11 protein-coding genes are annotated in these 16,802 nt (G+C 69.2%); 8 read left to right on the top strand and 3 right to left on the bottom strand.

Translation table 11 applies throughout. The features are described 5' to 3' along the window. Positions 1-57: 57 nt before the first annotated feature. From JRI60_RS25930 to JRI60_RS25900, 7 genes are all read left to right on the top strand, one after another. Positions 58-1,974: a serine/threonine-protein kinase gene (locus JRI60_RS25930; RefSeq protein ID WP_204228563.1), complete on the top strand. Its 1,917-nt coding sequence runs from the start codon at positions 58-60 to the stop codon at positions 1,972-1,974. Further along, positions 1,971-2,906: a DUF2381 family protein gene (locus JRI60_RS25925; protein ID WP_343213423.1), complete on the top strand. Its 936-nt coding sequence runs from the start codon at positions 1,971-1,973 to the stop codon at positions 2,904-2,906. Before JRI60_RS25930 ends, JRI60_RS25925 begins: the two co-directional genes overlap by 4 nt. A 117-nt stretch (positions 2,907-3,023) precedes the next feature. Then, the gene (locus JRI60_RS25920) at positions 3,024-3,719 is read left to right on the top strand and encodes a (2Fe-2S)-binding protein (protein ID WP_204228561.1); all 696 of its coding nucleotides are present in this window, start codon (positions 3,024-3,026) and stop codon (positions 3,717-3,719) included. A 15-nt stretch (positions 3,720-3,734) separates the two neighbouring features. Further along, entirely contained in the window at positions 3,735-4,721 is a 987-nt protein-coding gene (locus tag JRI60_RS25915) for an FAD binding domain-containing protein (RefSeq protein ID WP_204228560.1), read from the top strand. Then, positions 4,718-6,931: a xanthine dehydrogenase family protein molybdopterin-binding subunit gene (locus JRI60_RS25910; protein ID WP_204228559.1), complete on the top strand. Its 2,214-nt coding sequence runs from the start codon at positions 4,718-4,720 to the stop codon at positions 6,929-6,931. The genes JRI60_RS25915 and JRI60_RS25910 overlap by 4 nt, the downstream gene beginning before the upstream one ends. Then, the gene (locus JRI60_RS25905) at positions 6,928-8,061 is read left to right on the top strand and encodes an XdhC family protein (protein ID WP_204228558.1); all 1,134 of its coding nucleotides are present in this window, start codon (positions 6,928-6,930) and stop codon (positions 8,059-8,061) included. The genes JRI60_RS25910 and JRI60_RS25905 overlap by 4 nt, the downstream gene beginning before the upstream one ends. A 3-nt stretch (positions 8,062-8,064) precedes the next feature. Next, positions 8,065-8,652 (top strand): nucleotidyltransferase family protein, encoded by a 588-nt coding sequence (locus JRI60_RS25900; protein ID WP_204228557.1) that lies wholly within the window; start codon positions 8,065-8,067, stop codon positions 8,650-8,652. Position 8,653: 1 nt separating this feature from the next. Here JRI60_RS25900 and JRI60_RS25895 read toward each other — a convergent pair whose 3' ends face one another. The 3 genes from JRI60_RS25895 to JRI60_RS25885 are packed head-to-tail and all read right to left on the bottom strand — an operon-like array spanning position 8,654 to position 15,722. Then, positions 8,654-10,330 carry an alpha-amylase family glycosyl hydrolase gene (locus tag JRI60_RS25895; protein WP_204228556.1) on the bottom strand — a complete coding sequence of 559 codons (1,677 nt, stop codon included), beginning with the start codon at positions 10,328-10,330 and terminating at the stop codon, positions 8,654-8,656. 5 nt (positions 10,331-10,335) lie between these two features. Continuing rightward, on the bottom strand, positions 10,336-12,177 hold the full coding sequence (locus JRI60_RS25890) for an ABC transporter ATP-binding protein (protein ID WP_204228555.1): 1,842 nt from the start codon (positions 12,175-12,177) through the stop codon (positions 10,336-10,338). Further along, entirely contained in the window at positions 12,174-15,722 is a 3,549-nt protein-coding gene (locus JRI60_RS25885) for a hypothetical protein (protein WP_204228554.1), read from the bottom strand. Before JRI60_RS25885 ends, JRI60_RS25890 begins: the two co-directional genes overlap by 4 nt. A gap of 142 nt (positions 15,723-15,864) precedes the next feature. Between JRI60_RS25885 and JRI60_RS25880 the strand changes: the two genes are divergently transcribed. Beyond that, entirely contained in the window at positions 15,865-16,770 is a 906-nt protein-coding gene (locus JRI60_RS25880) for a cupin-like domain-containing protein (RefSeq protein WP_204228553.1), read from the top strand. Positions 16,771-16,802 lie beyond the last annotated feature (32 nt).

The following is a 16,802-nucleotide window of genomic DNA, read 5'->3' as shown; positions in this document are numbered from 1 at the left end:
AACGAAGCCCCTTGAGGGGGTCTGGTACCAGGCTCCGCGTTCCCGGAGGTCCGCGCCATGGGATGGGTCCACAGGCTGCCCGAAGTCGGTGAGCTGCTCGGGCAGTACCGCATCGTCGAGGTGCTCGGCTCCGGCAGCTACGGCCATGTCTACAAGGCCGAACACGCTGGGAAGTTCTACGCGGTGAAGGTCCTCCGGGGACGCCTGTTACATGAACGGGTCCGGCGAGAGATCCGCATCCTGCTTCATCTGGATCACCCCGACGTCGTCCGCTTCTACGGGTGCGGCTACTGGCCAGAGCCCTCCACCGGGCATTGGTACATCGTCATGGAATTCGCTGGAGGGCGAACACTGGAGGCGTACGCCTCGGAGGAGAACCCCTCGGCCCGCAGATCCGCGCGCATCGTGATGGATGTCGCCCTGACGCTCGGCGAGGTGCTCCGGCAAGGTGCCATGCACCGAGATCTCAAGCCGGACAACATCATCATCCGTGATGTGAACGTGAGGCCGCTCCTGATCGACTTCGGAGTGGGCACGCTCATGGGGGCTCCGGCCATCACCAGCGCGCGCCATCCTCCTGGCACCCTCGAGTTCCGAGCTCCGGAGGCCTGGCGCTTCAGCCGGGAGAACGACTCCGCGAGCTACGATTACAGCATGGCCGACGAGCTGTGGGCGCTCGGCGTGACGTTCTACTGGCTGCTGACGGACGTCTTGCCCTTTGGTGACAGGGGGGACGAAGACGACGGCGGGCTCGCCGAGCGCGTACTCCACCAGACGCCCATCGCGCCCCACCTCCTCAACCCGCGCGTACCGCGAGCACTCTCCGACATCTGCATGCGCATGCTGGAGAAGGAGCCGGCGGCGCGTTACCCGAGCGTGGTGGAGTTCTGCGCGGCACTGGATGCCGCCCTGGCCGGGGCGGAGCTCGACGGAAGCTGGGATCTCCCTCTGATCGATCCGGATGAACCCCATGACAGGACAACGGAGGAAGATCCTGCGCGGGTGGACGCAAACGACTCGAAGCGCTGGCTCCATCGTTGGCGGAAGGAGAAGCGCCGGAGAGGGCGGAAGCTCCTGGAGAAGGCCGGAGATGCTCCCGAGCCTGCCACCGCGCCGCCCGCCTCCCAAGCTACGGCTTCAGTGGAAGCACCGAGCGAGACCTCGGTTCCACCCCCTCCGGCGTCGCGGCGTCGCGGTCGCCTTGTCGCGTCAGCCGGGCTCGTTGCGGGAGTGGTGCTCGGCCTCTTCCTGTTCGCTCATTCGCCGCTCTTCACTTCTGTATCGGAGCCACCCTACACGTCCTCCAACACTGCCACGACGCGACAAACCGGGCCCGGTCACGAAGTGGCGTCCACGGCGAAGCCACCAGATCCTCCAGATGGAGAGGGCGCGGCGCCCACGATGGACTCCATCTCCGCGCCAGTGATGATCACGATGCTTGGCAAGGACGACCTCGGAGAGAAGCCCCAGCAGAAGAAGACGAAGTCTCTCGGATCCGCAGGCAAGGTCCTGGGGACGGCAGCCATCTGTACGACCCTGGCGGCGTGCCCCGCTCCACAGGTTCGGCCCACTCCGGAACCCGCTGCGTGTCCGGCCGGTGCGGTCGAGGCCATGGCGGAGAAGCTGGGTGTTCGCGTCGGGCAAAAGTTCTCCGCCTATCTCGGCAAAGCGGGGCCTCCTGACATCATCATTCGCGATGGCCCCATCTCCGCCCAGCTCGGACCCCGCCGACCAGGAGAGAGTTCGGGCGTCATCATCCTTTCGGGGACACTCACCATCGGGAAGGAGCGCGTCTTCGGCAGATTCACCGAAGCGCGTGACTTGAAGGCGGACGGGCAACCGTTTCCCGTGTGCTTCGAGCTGTGGGATGGATGGGGCCGTGGAAGAGGCGTCGTCCATGAGCCCAGCGGAGGCTCGGATTCCGTCCGTATCGATAATGCGCCGGACGTGATGGCCGTCCGTGGTTTCGAGTGAACGCCGTGTTCGCATCGCCATCCATCGTTCTGCCACTGGTACTTCTGGCAGGCACCTCCACCACCGTGCGAACGTGCCCCCCGTCTGGGGAAAGCGAGAGCCGCTGCATCGAGTTGATGGCGGAGGGGACCTCTGATGCGTCCGAGGTGCAGCTCAGCCCCGGACAGCCCACCACCTTCCTCTTCGACTCGGATGTGCTCGCTGACGAGATGTCGCTGGAGAATCGTGAACGTTTCGAGGTGGCACTTGGCAAGCGCCTCATCACGCTCGTCCCCTCGGAAAAGATGCACGGTGAAAAACCCGGCAAGATGATGGTGTGCTTCGCGGATGGCGCGGCCCCGGCATGTGCGACCTTCCGGTTGGTCGTTCATCCCGCGATTGCCGAACGCCAGGTGGATCTCTTCCGCCATCCGCGTCCGGTGGACTCCATCCAAGCCGACTTGACGAAGTCCTACGAGGAGAACGCACGACTGCGCGCGGAGCTCGGACGGCTGCATGCGGAGCGGAACAGGCCGGATGGCCTGACCGGTCTCTACACTTCCGGCATGATGGGCGAGGCGGGCATCCCCTGCTCACGACTCCATGTCATTCAACGCAAGGGAGAGACACTGAATGGGTGGAAGCTCCTGGCCTGCCGTGCTCCCGGAAAGATGGCCGTGTTGGTGGAATTGACGAATCCGGACGGTGCGGCCCCCTGGAGCGCACAAGGGGCGAAGCTGGTGGGTCCGAAGGGCCAGGAGCTGATGGGCTCCGTGTGGCCCCTGGGCCCCATTCTCCCAACCGAAACCCGCACTCTCTTCATCGAGGTACAAGCCACGAACGTGCAGACCGATGGACCCTTCATCCTGAAGCTCTGGGAGGCGGAGGGGCCGCGAACCGTCACGCTCGGCGGTGTGACCTTCCCATCCCTGGCCGAGAAGCCAGAGCCTTGAATCGGGTGCGTGCGGCGCCTACCCCCGCGCCCCCACCGCCCAGGCAAGCTCGGTCCCCCACGCTGCTGTTGAGTACGTTATAAAGCCGTCCCTGTTGTCTTCCTCGATGGAGACGCCATGACGGACCCGAAGCAAACCCCCCCGGACGAGCTGGCAACCCAGGAGGCCCTCACAACAGAGGCCCCGGGAGCCACCCGCCGCGAATTCCTCGCCACCGCCACCGCGGCCACGGTGGGCAGTGCCATCCTGTTGGAGGCCTGTGGCCACGTGGCCCCCGCCACCGAGGGCTCCGCGCCCTCCACCCCCGCCCCCACCACCAGCACCCCCGCTCCTGCCTCCGAGGTGGAGGTGGCCCTGAAGATCAACGGCCAGCAGCGGACGCTGAAGGTGGATCCGCGCACCAGCCTGCTCGACGCGCTGCGCGAGCGCATGCAGCTCACCGGCACCAAGAAGGGCTGTGATCACGGCCAGTGCGGTGCCTGCACGGTGTTGGTGGATGGCCGGCGCGAGCTGAGCTGTCTGTCGCTCGCCGTCATGCAGCAGGGCGCGGAGGTCCTCACGGTGGAGGGCCTCGCCAAGGGCGACACCCTGCACCCGCTGCAGCAGGCCTTCCTGGAGAACGATGCCTTCCAGTGTGGCTACTGCACCCCCGGCCAGCTCATGAGCGCGGCCGGCCTCATGTCCGAGCCCTGTGGGCCCTCGGACGCGGACGTGCGCGAGTGCATGAGCGGCAACATCTGCCGCTGCAGCGCCTATCCCAACATCGTCGCCGCCATCCAGCAGGTGCGGCAGCTCTCCAAGCCCAAGCTGTAGCCCCAGGTCCCGAGCATGAATCCCTTCAACTACGTGCAGTCGCTGGAGTTGGACTCCAGCGTCGACAGCGTCAGCCGCGCGCCCGAGGCCTCCTTCCTGGCCGGCGGAACGGGCCTGTTGGATCTGATGAAGCTGGGGGTGGAGAACCCCGCCGCGCTGGTGGACGTGCGCAAGCTTCCCCTGGCGAAGATCGAGGAGCTCCCCGACGGCGGCATCCGCCTCGGCGCCCTCGCGCGCAACAGCGACGTGGCCCACCACCCGCTCATCCGCGAGCGCTACCCGGTGCTCTCCCAGGCCCTGCTCGCGGGCGCCTCGGGGCAGATCCGCAACATGGCCACCGTGGGCGGCAACATCCTGCAGCGCACCCGCTGTTCCTACTTCCGCGACACGGCCACCCCCTGCAACAAGCGCGAGCCCGGCTCGGGCTGCTCCGCGCTCGAGGGCATCAACCGCGGCCACGCGGTGCTGGGCACCAGCGACGCGTGCATCGCCACGCACCCCTCGGACATGTGCGTGCCCCTGGCCGCCCTGGGCGCCACCGTGCGCGTCAAGGGACCCAAGGGCGAGCGCACCCTGCCCTTCACCGACCTGCACCTGCTGCCGGGCAACACGCCCCACCGCGAGACGGCCCTGGAGCACGGGGAGCTGGTGCTCTCGGTGGACCTGCCGGCCCTGCCGGCCGCGCGCCGCTCGCTGTACATGAAGGTGCGCGATCGCGCCTCCTACGCCTTCGCCCTGGCCTCGGTGGCCGCGGTGCTCGACGTGGAGGGCGGACGCATCCGCGAGGCCCGGCTGGCGCTGGGCGGCGTGGGCACCAAGCCGTGGCGCGCCCTGGGCGCCGAGCAGAAGCTGGCTGGCCAGGCCCCCTCGCCCGAGGTGTTCAAGGCGGCGGCGGAGGCGGCGCTCGAGGGCGCCCGTCCCCGCGAGCACAATGGTTTCAAGGTGGAGCTGGCGCGGCGGCTCGTCGTGCGCGCCCTGACGACGCTGGGAGGTCGCTCATGAGTGACAAGATCATCGGCCAGCCCCTGGATCGGGTGGACGGCCGGCTGAAGGTGACGGGCCAGGCGCAGTACGCCGCGGAGTTCAACCCGCCCAACATGACCTACGCCGTCATCGTGCAGAGCACGGTGCCGCGCGGCAGCGTGCTGCGCATGCAGACGGCGGAGGCGGAGAAGGCGCCCGGCGTGCTCGCGGTGCTCACCCCACGCAACGCGCCCAAGCTGCCGGGCGTGGACAAGTTCGCCGCCGTGCCCATCCTGCCCCGGCTCACGGTGATGCAGGACAGCGAGGTGCTCTACAACGGCCAGCCCATCGCCCTGGTGGTGGCCGACACGCTGGAGCGCGCCACGCACGCCGCCTCGCTGGTGCGCACCTTCTACGTGGACAAGCCCGCCAAGCTGGACATGGAGGCGGAGCTGGAGAACGGGCAGCCGGCCCCGGCCCAGTTCGGCCCGCCCCCGGGCCACACCCGCGGGGACGCGGCGGCCGCGCTGGCGGCGGCCAAGGTGCGCGTGGAGGCCACCTACCGCACCCCCACCGAGCACCACAACCCCATGGAGCCCCACGCCTCCATCGCGGTGTGGGACGACCCCGAGCACCTCACCGTGTACGACGCCAACCAGGGCGTCTTCTTCACGCGCCAGTTCATCGCCGGGCTCATCGGGCTGCCGCAGGAGAACATCCGCATCATCTCGCGCTACGTGGGTGGAGGCTTCGGGTGCAAGGCGCTGCCCTGGTCCCACCTCATCCTGAGCATCATGGCCGCCAAGGCCGTGAACCGCCCGGTGAAGCTGGTGCTCAGCCGCCGGCAGATGTTCACCCTCGTGGGCTACCGGCCCAAGACGCTGCAGAAGGTGGAGCTGGCCGCGGACGCCAAGGGCAAGCTCACCGCCATCCGCCACACGGGCTACTCGGAGACGTCCGAGAACGACGGCTTCAACGAGCCCTTCTCCAACATCAGCGGCATGCTGTACGCGTGCCCCAACGTGACGGCCTCGCAGCAGATCGTCCGGCTGAGCACGTCCACCCCCACCTTCATGCGTGGCCCGGGTGAGGCGCCCGGCACCTATGCGCTCGAGAGCGCCATGGACGAGCTGGCGTACGCGCTGAAGATGGATCCGCTGGAGCTGCGGCGCATCAACCACGCGGACAAGGATCCGGAGGATGGCCGCCCCTGGTCCAGCAAGTCGCTGCTGGAGTGCTACCGCTGGGGAGCCGAGCGCTTCGGCTGGAAGAAGCGCTCGCTGCAGCCGCGCTCGATGCGCGACGGGGACGTGCTCATCGGTTGGGGCATGGGCACCGCCACCTTCCCCGCCTTCCGCAGCCCCGCCTCCGCCCTGGCGCGGGTGATGGCGGATGGCACCGCGGTGGTGCAGTGCGGCGGCTCCGACCTGGGCACCGGCGCCTACACCGTCTTCACGCAGGTGGCCGCCGAGGAGCTGAAGCTGCCCGCGGAGAAGGTGCGCGCGGAGATGGGTGACACGGTGCTGCCGCCTGGTCCGCTCGCGGGTGGCTCGTCCACCACGGCCTCCGCCACGCCCGCCATCCGCAACGCCGCCATCGAGGCGCGCCGCAAGCTGGTGCAGCTCGCCGTGGCGGACAAGGCCTCGCCACTGCACGGGCTGGCCGAGAAGGACGTGGACGCCGAGGCTGGACGGCTCTTCTCGCTCAAGGACAAGAGCCGGGGCGAGACGTATGCCCAGCTGCTGGCGCGCCAGGGTCTGCCCCACGTGGAGGGCAAGGCCGACGCGGCGCCCCTCCCGGAGGAGCGCAAGTACTCCTCGCACGCCTTCGGCGTCCACTTCGTCGAGGTGCGTGTGGACGAGGCGCTGGGCACGGTGCGCGTCAGCCGCATCGTGTCCGCCATGGGAGCCGGCCGCATCCTCAACCCCAAGACGGCGCGCAGCCAGATCATCGGCGGCGTCATCTTCGGCCTGGGCATGGCGCTCACCGAGGAGACGCTGCGCGACCCGAGGACGGGACGGGTGATGACGGCGGACCTGGCCGACTACCACGTGCCCGTGCAGGCGGACGTGCCCGACATCGACGTGCACTTCGTCGACGAGAAGGATCCGCACGTCAACCCCATGGGGGTGAAGGGCATTGGAGAGATTGGCACCACGGGCGTCGCCGCCGCGGTGGCCAACGCAGTCTTCCACGCCACCGGCAAGCGCGTGAGGGACCTCCCCATCACCCTGGACAAGCTGCTGTGAAGGAATCGCGGGCCCTGATGGAGTCGTGGGAGGCCCTGCGCGCGCAGGGCGCTCCCTGTGTGCTGGCCACGGTGGTGGGAGTCACCGGCTCGGCGTACCGGCGCCCCGGGGCCCGCATGTTGATGACGGAGGAGCACTGGCACGCGGGCAGTGTCAGCGGCGGCTGCCTGGAGCGGGAGCTGCTGCGCAAGGCCTTCTGGCTCACCTCCGAGGGCAGGCCGGCACGCCTCGTCTTCGACTCGCTGTCCGAGGACGAGGCGGTGTTCCTGCGCACCGGGTGCGGAGGCCGGGTGGAGCTGCTGCTGGAGCGGCTCCGGCCGGACGACGCGCTCAACCCGGTGGAGTTCGTCTCCGGCTGCGTGCGGCGGCGCCAGGCGGGGCTGATGGCCACGGTGCTGCACACCGAGGGCACGTCCCCGGTGGAGCTCGCGGCACGGCTGCTGCTGGACGCGGACGGACAGGTGCGGGCCTCGCCGGGGCTTCGGGAGGCCGTGCCGGGACTGGAGGCGGACGCGAGGGCCGTGCTGGCCGAGGGCGGCTCGCGCACGCGCACCTACGATGTAGAGGGCGGGAAGCTGGAGCTCTTCCTCGAGGTGGTGCAACCGCCACAGCCGCTGGTGGTGTTCGGCAGCGGGCATGACGTGGTGCCACTGGTGGAGGCGGCGCGAGCGGTGGGCTGGCACGTGACGGTGGTGTCGCGCCGGCCGCAGGAGCTGAGCGCGCGGCTGGCGGGCCGGGCGGACCTGGTGGTGGGCAGCCCTCCGGAGACGGCGCTCTCGGCGGTGGTGCTGGGCCCGCGCACGGCGGCCGTCATCATGAGCCACGGCTACGAGACGGATCGCACGCTGCTGGAGGCGCTGCTGCACTCGCCGGTGCGCTACATCGGCGTGCTGGGCCCGCGCAGCCGCACCGAGCGCATGCTGGAGGAGCTGGCTCGCGAGGGACGGGCGGGCACCGAGGCCCAGCGCGCGCGGGTGTACGGGCCGGCCGGACTGGACGTGGGCGCCGAGGGCCCGGAGGAGATCGCCGTCTCCATCATCGCCGAGGTGCGCGCCATCATGGCGGGACGGAGTGGCGGCTTCCTCAAGGACCGCAAGGGTCCCATCCACGGCGGGCCTTCGGGAAGCTGAGGCATGGCCACCACGGGACTGGTGCTGCTGGCGGCTGGAGGCTCCACGCGGTTGGGGCACTCCAAGCAGTTGCTGCGCTGGAACGGCAAGAGCCTGCTGAGGCGCGCGGCCGAGACGGCGCTGGCCTCGGGCTGCCACCCGGTGGTGGTGGTGCTGGGAGCCGAGGCCGAGGCCCACCGCGCGGAGCTGGAGGGACTGCCCGTGCGCGTGGTGGAGAACGCGCGCTGGCGGGAGGGCATGGGCGGCTCGCTGCGCCTGGGGATGGAAGCACTGCGCGGGGAACCGTCGCTGGAGGCGGTGGTGCTGATGGTGTGCGATCAGCCCGCGGTGACAGCCGAGCACCTGATGGCACTGACGCGGACCCACCAGGAGCGGGGCCAGCCCATCATCGCCTCGGGGTACGCGGGAACGGTGGGAGTGCCCGCGCTCTTCGACCGGAGCCTCTTCGCCGAGCTGGAGGCGCTTCCGGCCAGCGCGGGGGCACGGCCGCTGCTCACGAAGGAGCCGGGCCGGGTGGCCGTGGTACCGCTGCCCGGAGGTGAGCTGGACGTGGACACCCCCGAGGACGTCGAGCGCCTGCTCCGGACGTGAGCTACTGGATTCGCAGCACCACGCTCGATTGGGCGGGGAGCGTGCCGGTCCACCCGGTCTCGAGCTTCTGACCCCCCACGTCCTTTCCGAACAGGGTCTCCGTCACCTTGTACGGGTACGTCACCTCGGCGGGGCTCTTGCCCAGGTTGTGGAGGACGAGCACCTTGTCCGAGCCCGCCTCCAACGTGAAGGCGAACACGGGCGAGCTGCCCACCGTCGGCGTGAGCAGCTTCAGCGTGCCCTCACGAATCGCCCGTGAGTCCCGCCGCAGGCGCGTGAGCCGGCGATAGTGCGACAGCAGCGAGTCCGGATCCGCCTGTTCGGTGGCGACGTTGGCCGTCTCGTGGCCGGGGGCGAGGGGGGCCCAGGGCCTACCTCGGGTGATGTAGTACCAGGGCCTGTTGGTGATGAAGCCGGCGTTGGGCGAGCCATCCCACGGCATGGGCGTGCGCTGGCGCACGTCCCCTCCCCCGATGGTGTTCCAGATTCCGAGCTCCTCTCCGTAGTACAGGAACGGCGAGCCCGGCAGCGTGAGCAGGAGGGCGGCGGCGCTCCTCAGCTTCGCCGGATCATTGTCGAGCAGCGCGGCCAGGCGGGGCTGGTCGTGGTTGGTCAGGAAGGTGCCGTCCAGCACGCCCGCCGGGTAGAGGCGATGGATCTCCTCCAGCTTGGCAGCGAGGGGAACGGTCTCGCCCGTCTTCACCGCCTCGCGGACGGCGTCGGAGAGCGGGAAGTTGATGGTCATCGGCAGCTCGTCGCCGCCGCGGACCTCGCGGGTGGAGCCGTAGTAGGCGGCGATGGCGGGAGTCGTGTCCCACATCTCACCGATGAGCAGCGCCTCGGGCTTGATGCTCCGGACGTAGTCGGAGAGATCCTTCCAGTAGGCGTGCGTATCGGGGGTGTTGTTCTGACCCTCCTTGCCAGGGCCCGTCTCGATCATGTGGCGCGCGGCGTCCAGCCGGAAGCCGTCCACGCCCCGGTCCAACCACAACCGCGTCACCCGCTTCATCTCCGCGCGCACTTCCTGGTTGCGCAGGTTCAGGTCCGGCATGCCCTCCCAGAAGACACCGTAGAAGTACGAGCCGTTCTTCTTGTGCCAGGTGCGCTTGTCACCAAAGGGCTGGATCCAACCCGGATCATCCTCGCGCCAGATGTACCAGTCCCGCTTGGGCGAGCTGCGCGAGGACGCGGACTGGATGAACCACGGGTGCTCCGCGGAGGTGTGATTGATGACGAAGTCGAGGATGACACGCATGCCGCGTGCGTGCGCCTCGCGGACGAACGCCTCGAAGTCGGCGTTGGTGCCGTAGTCGGAGTTGATGTTCTCGTAATCCTCCGTGTCGTAGCCGTGGTAGCTGGGCGACTCGAAGATGGGCATCAGCCAGATGGCGTCGACGCCCAGCTCCTTCAGGTAGTCGAGCCGCGAGGTGAGGCCCTTCAGGTCGCCAACGCCGTCACCATCCGAGTCCTGGAAGCTGCGGACGAAGACCTCGTAGAAGACGGCGCCGCGCGCCCAGTCGGTCTTCCAGCCGGGAGGCGACGCGGTGGTCGCGCTGGCCACGGGCCCGGCTTCGGCGGCCTGGGAGACGGAGGCCGCGAGCACCCCCGCCAGGAGGACCGCGGCCCAGTGCCGCGAGAGGAGGAACGCTCCAGGGGAATGGGAAGGGAGAGCGCGCATGGGACTCAACGGTAGCGTGATGCCTGTAGCTCGTACATCGTCGAGTAGCGCCCCCCCAGCGTGATGAGCTGCTCGTGGTTGCCCTCCTCGACGATTCTTCCCCCCGTGAGGACGAGGATGCGGTCCGCCATCCGCACGGTGGAGAAGCGATGCGAGATCAGCAGGGCCATCTTGCCCCGCGCCAGCTCGCCAAAGTGGGTGAACACATCCAGCTCGGCTCGCGCGTCCAGCGCCGCCGTCGGCTCATCCAGGACGAGCACCTGCGCGTCCCGCATGTACGCCCGCGAGAGCGCGAGCTTCTGCCACTCTCCTCCCGAGAGATCGACGCCCCCTTCGAAGCGGCGGCCGAGGATCTGCTCGTACCCTCCGGGCAGACGGTCGATCACCGTGTTGGCCAGGCTCTTGCGCGCCGACTCCTCGATGAGCGCCCGGTCACCCCGCTGCTCGATGCGCCCCACCGCGATGTTGTCGGCGGCCGTCATGTCGTAGCGGGCGAAGTCCTGGAAGATGACGCCCATCTCGCGCCACAGGTCCTCGATGTCGTACTCGCGCAGATCCACGCCATCGAGCAGGATCTGCCCCTCGGTCGGATCGTAGAGCCGCATCAGCAGCTTGACGATCGTCGTCTTGCCCTGGCCGTTCTCCCCGATCAGCGCGAGCCGCTCTCCCGGCCTCAAGTGGAAGCTCGCCCCCTGGAGGACTGGCTCCACCCGGCCCGGGTACTTGAAGGTCACATTCCGGAACTCGAAACCCTGGCGTATCGGGCGGGGGACCTTGAGCGCCCGTTCACCGGACCGGATGGTCGGCTTCAGGGAGAAGAAGCTCAGCAGATCCTTGAGGTACAGGGACTGATCGGCGATCCCCACGGCGGTGGAGAACATCTCCTGGAACGTCCGGTTCGCGGCGACGATCGCACCGGTCAGGAACGCCAGAGAGCCCACGCTCAGCTCGCCGCGTGCCGCCTCGTAGACGACGAACGCGTACGCGCCGTAGTAGCCGAGCACCCCCAGGACCGACAGCATGGACAGGCCGCCGATGGCCCGCCGCCACACCGTCACCAGCTCGCCCAGCAGCTCACCCGACAACTGCTCATAGCGGTGCCGGAGGAACGGGCTCAGGCCGAAGATCTTCAGCTCCTTGGCGCTCTCCTTGCTCGCACCCAGCTGGCGCAGGTAGTCGAGCTCGCGTCGCTTGGGCGTGAGCCGGAAGTTGAGCGCGTAGATGCGGGCCCCGAAGCGCGCCTCGGCCACGGCCGCCGGCACCAGGCAGATGACGATGCCCAACAACAGCCACGGGGAGAACACCAGGATGCCGATGCCAAGACTCACCGTGGTGACCGCCTGCTGCAGGAAGCGGGCGATCATCTCGACCGTCACGATCCGATCCGTGGCCTGCACACGCGCCCGCTCCATCCGGTCGTAGAAGGAGGGATCCTCGTAGGTCGCCAGGTCGAGCCGCGAGGCGTGGTCCATCAACTGGAGGCTCGCGTGCCGCGTGTACTTCTCCGCGAGCAGGATGTTGAAGTATTGGATGAGGCGCCCGAGGAGCGCCCCCACCGCGGCCAGGACGAACTCGAGCGCGACCAGCCGGGCCAGCTGCGGCGTCATCCCCTGGTGGGCTCCCACGGCGGCCACCACGCCATCGACGATCCATCGCGCCACGGCCAGCACGGCCACGGGCACCAGCGCCGCGACCAGGCGCAGCACGAGGTTCGCCACCACCACCCCACGGCCCGAGGCCCAGACCATGCGCAGCAGCGGCAGGAGGTTCTTGAGCGAGGCCACCCGCTCCGCGACGACGGACCAGCGACCGGTCCCGGGTCCTTTCACGACGTCTGGCTCCGTCATGCGGCGCTCTTCGTCTCGTAGATGAGCCCTTCCACCCACGCGGTCTCCCGGTGCCGGTGGAAGTGCTGGATCAGGATGTCGTCGCACGCCAGGTTGGTCACGGTCGCGAGCACCATACCCTGGTACCGGCAGGTGAACTGACGCCGTACCGCTGGCTCCGGGGCCGCCGTGGAAACGCGGACCGAGTCGAAGAGTCCATAACGCCCCAGGGCCCCCAGCTCCAGCAGGCGAGAGAGATTGGCCAGCGCGTCCCGGGTCCTGAAGCGCAGCGCGAGCACCGACAGATGCGGCAGGGCGGTGACGGGCGGGTCCCCCTGGATGCCGCGCGGCGGCTCATCCAGGCCCCAGGGCAGGCCGCGCGCCGCACCGACGTCGGCCTCGAGCGCGGCGTTCGCGGAGTGCCCCAGCAGCGTCGCCGGGGGAAACCAGAGGAAGAGCGTCGGCGGCAGGTGCTCACCGAGCGCCGCCCGCCTGGCCACGACGGCCTCCTCCTCGCGCGGCCGCTCATCCGACTCGACGAGCGTCAGCCAGTGCTGGAGAGGGACCTCGCGCCGCGCGATCGCCATGAACGCGGCGAGCAGCGCCCCCGAGGCGAACCGTCCGGCGTGGGCCTCCTCGGACGAACCGGACTCGACGAGGAACGCGAAGCGCATGGCCTCGCGCAGGGCCCTCACCCGCGCCTCGACGCCCGCGAGCCGCTCCAGCGCCAACGGGGTGGGTGCCTCCATCTGGCGGGCTCCCTCCAGCAGGGAGAGCTGGTGCTCGAAGCGGTCCCACCACGTGGCCAGGGACGCCGCCTCGGCAGGCACCGCGTTGAGGTGGGCGATGCGCTCGGCCGCCAGGCTCGCCCGTTGGCGCTGGATGCGCGCGAGCACCTCGTCGAGCGGCAGCGAGCCATCCGCCACCCACTCGCGCAACAGGCGGAGCACTCCCGCCAACCGCTCGCGCCGTGCCGAGGGCGGTGCGAGCCCGGCCTCCTCGCCGAGGACCGCGAGCGTATCGGCCACGCCCTGGCGCAGGGGTCCGGTGCCATGGGGGGCCTTGCTCACGGCGTGCAGTCCGCTCTCGAGCACCGTGAGTGCCGCGGCCAGCATGCCGCTGCCGGCCACGCAGATGCGCCGGGGAGCCAGGGGCAGCCCGGTGCGCGCGTCGTACCGCTCGAAGAGGTGCCCACGGTGGCGCTCGAGCCGCTCGAGGGTGGTGAGCGAGGCCTCGAGCCGGGAGCCCAGCCCGTCCAACCCGAGGTAGCCCAGGTGATAGGCACTCAGCGGCGCCACGAGCCAGAGGGCGAGGTCCTCCGGCCGGGTCTCCGCCGCTTCGGTGGGCGCGCCGTTCTCCGCGAGCATGCGCCAGGGCAACTCCTGGCCTGTCGGGCCCATGTGCTCGTACAGGGCCCACGAGCGCCGGGCCAGGGCGCGCAGCCGGGCGAGCTCCTCCGACTCCAGCACCAGCGGTGGAGTGGCCACCCCACCGCCCTGGCGGATGAGCACGACGAAGGGAGTCCACGCCAGCAGCAGCGGACAGGCCCAGGGCAGCGACCGCGGGTTGAACACGGCCACCACGGCCACCCACCCGAGCGCCAGCACCAACCCCGCCCGCACCTCGGGCAGCGCGAACGACGAGAGCCCGTCCACCTTGCGGCGCGTCTGCGCATGCGTGGTCCAGTCGAGGATCCGCGTCCGGTCGAACGCGAGCCGGTACAGGGCGCGGACGATGGCATCGAGCACGATGCCGGAGAGCGGGACGAGGACCCCCAGGTCCATGGCGGCGTTGCGGAGGATGCGCGGCACCATGTAGGCGATGTGGCCCAGGGCGGCGGCGGGCGACTCCTCGCGCGACTTGCGCAACGCGGTGCGCAGCGTGGCCGCGGAGGCGTAGAAGAGCGGGTAGCGGCAGCACCAGAGCGACACACCGAGCGTCCAGGCCCCCACGCTGTCAGCGGGCAGCAACAGCCACCCGTAGGCGAACGTGGGGAGCATCATCGGGCGGCCCAGGCTCGTGCGGAGGTCGGCCAACAGCTTCCACCGGTCGAGCAGCGACAGGGTATTGGGGACCCAACGGCCGCTCCGGGTCGGCACCCACGGCAAGAGCCAGGGCAGGAGCTGCCAGTCGCCCCGAATCCACCGGTGCCAGATGCGCCCCATGCTCGCGAGATCCCTGGGCCGGCCCTCGAGCAGCGTGACGTCGAAGGCGAACGCGACGCGCGAGAACATCCCCTCCAGCTTGTCGTGGCTGAGGACGATGTTCTCGGGGATGCGCCCCTCGAGGCTGCGCGTGAACGCGGCCACGTCGTAGATGCCCTTGCCGAAGAACTCCCCTACCCCGAAGAGGTTCTGGCCCAGGGCGCGCATGGCCTGGTCCGGCGGCGCCTTCTGCTCCCGCGACACGATGGAGACGGGCCACCCGCCCGAGGCGAGCCACTCGGACCGGGAGGGGCTCTCCTGGATCGTCGGCTGGAGCATCGAGTAGCCGGCGATCACCCGCTGGCCGCTCGCGTCGAACTTCGCCCGGTTGAGGGGGTGGTGGAGCGTGGCGACCAGGAGCGCAGCGCTACCGGGGATGAGCTGGTTGTCCGCGTCGAGCGTGATGACATAGCGCACGGTGTGCACCACGTCCGGCACGGGGCCCGTGTAGCTCGTGTCGCGCGCCCCCAGCACCAGCCGGTTGAACTCCTCGAGCTTGCCGCGCTTGCGCTCCCAGCCCATCCAGCGGCGCGCGACCGGGTTCCAGCGCCGCTCGCGGTGCAGCAGCAGGAAGCGCGGTGCGTCCGTGAACCCATGCCGCGCGTTGAGCTCGCGCAGGCCGTGCTCCAGCCGCTCGACCAGCTCGCGCTCACCCGGCAGCTCCTTGTCCTGCGCGTCGCCGAAGTCGGTCAGCAGCGCGAAGAGCAGGTCGGGCGAGATGTTGCCCAGATAGTTGTTCTCCAGCTTGCGCAACTGCTGGTCGATGTCCTCCGCGCTCGTGATGAGCAGCGGGGTGACGACCAGGGTCCGGGTGTCCGGCGCCAGCACCCGGGCGGGCTCCAGTCTGGGCAGTGGCCCCGCGTCCTTCACCAGGCGGGCGAGCAGCTTGTCGACGCGCTCCTGGAGGATCTCCAGCACCGGGAAGACCAGGAGGACGAGCAGCAGCACGCGGTGGAGCGGCTCCATCCCTCGCGAGGCGAGCAGCCGCTCCACTCCGGCGAGCGACAGGGCCGTGAGCGCGACGAGCGTTCCAACGTAGGCGGTGGCGGCGTGGCGGTGGGCAACCCGGGAGAGCCGCTCCCGCGACGGGACGCGGCAGCCCAGGCGGGCCTCCAGTTGGGGCCGGCCCTCGGCGATCAGGTACGTCCCGACGTGGCGTCCGCGGACATCGTCGCTGGGAGGGGCTTGCGCGAGCAGGACGGCCTCTCGTGCGACCTCGGCCGGCTCCCGCTGCGACCACTCCGCCAACTGCTCGCAGGCCCGGATGTAGCGCCCGCGCGTGGCGCCATCCATCGCCGTGTAGAAGCCCGCCGGATCCTGCTCGAGGAGCCGCTCGACCGCGGTGACATCGACTGTACTCATGGTCTTGGTACAGCGCGGGGGAGGCTCACGCTGGTGATTCTCGGATGATGGGTAAACGGGAAGCTTGTAGCAAAGACCAGGAAATCAGTCCAGCCCGACCCAGTGAGGGTATCAAGCACTTCGCGTGCTGTATACCTTCCGAATGACTTCGCGAGACATGCAGATTGAGCGGCGTAGCGACATCTCTCCCAAGGAGTTCATCAAGAGCTACCTGGGGAAGAACCGGCCTGTCGTCATCACGGATGCGATGCGCGACTGGAAGATCGCCTCGGTGTGGTCACCGGAATACTTCCAGAAGACGCTGGGGAGCATGAAGGTCACGCTCCAGGGTGACTTCTTCTCCCCGATGGAGAAGCAGACGCTCTCGGACTACATCGCGGCACTCCCCGAGTACGAGAGTCACGTCGATGAGAACGGGCGTGTGAGCAGGACACTCCCCTATCTGAGGTACAGCGTGAAGCCAGAGATGGAACAGGACTTCGGCGCCGAGGCCTTGAAGGTGGCTCAGGGCATGTGGTCGAGACCGTATTTCATGCCAGCCCGTGGGTACCTGTACCCCATGGCGGGCCTGTTCCATTCGGATCCCACCCAGGAGAGATACCCGGGATTTGGTGTCTATATCTCTCCGCGGGGAGCCATCACGAAGCTCCATCAGGACGGCGATCTGAGCAACGCCATCCTCTGCCAGGTGTACGGCCGCAAGCGCTGCTTCCTCTTCCCTCCCGAGTGCGAGCCATCCCTCCCCAAGGACAGGGAGTTCCTGTTGCGCAAGGTCGAGGACATCAACATCCACCGCCGTCCGACCTATGGCTCGGCGGAGCCGCTCGAGACGATCTTGGAGGCCGGCGACATCCTCTTCATCCCCCGCTCCTGGTTCCACGAGGTCTACACCCTCGGGCGAAGCGTATCCCTCACATACAACTTCGTTCACATGAGCGAGGCATTCAAGACGTTTGGCCCGCACGCCCCCTGGCCGCCCTCCATCTTGAAGCTGCACCTGGATCATCAACTTCGCCGCATGCGCAACCGGAGGAAGCAGGCCGCATAGCCTGTGCTCAATGACAAACTCCGCGCCCGTTC

The sequence above is a fragment of the Archangium violaceum genome, assembly GCF_016887565.1.
In the GTDB taxonomy this organism is placed as follows: Bacteria; Myxococcota; Myxococcia; order Myxococcales; family Myxococcaceae; genus Archangium; species Archangium violaceum_B.
This window is presented reverse-complemented; position numbering and strand designations above follow the sequence as displayed.

Coding starts and splice junctions, on each gene's coding strand:
- JRI60_RS25930 (WP_204228563.1), top strand. CDS start 58: ATGGGATGGGTCCACAGGCTGCCCGAAGTCGGTGAGCTGCTCGGGCAG.
- JRI60_RS25920 (WP_204228561.1), top strand. CDS start 3,024: ATGACGGACCCGAAGCAAACCCCCCCGGACGAGCTGGCAACCCAGGAG.
- JRI60_RS25915 (WP_204228560.1), top strand. CDS start 3,735: ATGAATCCCTTCAACTACGTGCAGTCGCTGGAGTTGGACTCCAGCGTC.
- JRI60_RS25910 (WP_204228559.1), top strand. CDS start 4,718: ATGAGTGACAAGATCATCGGCCAGCCCCTGGATCGGGTGGACGGCCGG.
- JRI60_RS25900 (WP_204228557.1), top strand. CDS start 8,065: ATGGCCACCACGGGACTGGTGCTGCTGGCGGCTGGAGGCTCCACGCGG.
- JRI60_RS25895 (WP_204228556.1), bottom strand. CDS start 10,330: ATGCGCGCTCTCCCTTCCCATTCCCCTGGAGCGTTCCTCCTCTCGCGG.
- JRI60_RS25890 (WP_204228555.1), bottom strand. CDS start 12,177: ATGACGGAGCCAGACGTCGTGAAAGGACCCGGGACCGGTCGCTGGTCC.
- JRI60_RS25885 (WP_204228554.1), bottom strand. CDS start 15,722: ATGAGTACAGTCGATGTCACCGCGGTCGAGCGGCTCCTCGAGCAGGAT.
- JRI60_RS25880 (WP_204228553.1), top strand. CDS start 15,865: ATGACTTCGCGAGACATGCAGATTGAGCGGCGTAGCGACATCTCTCCC.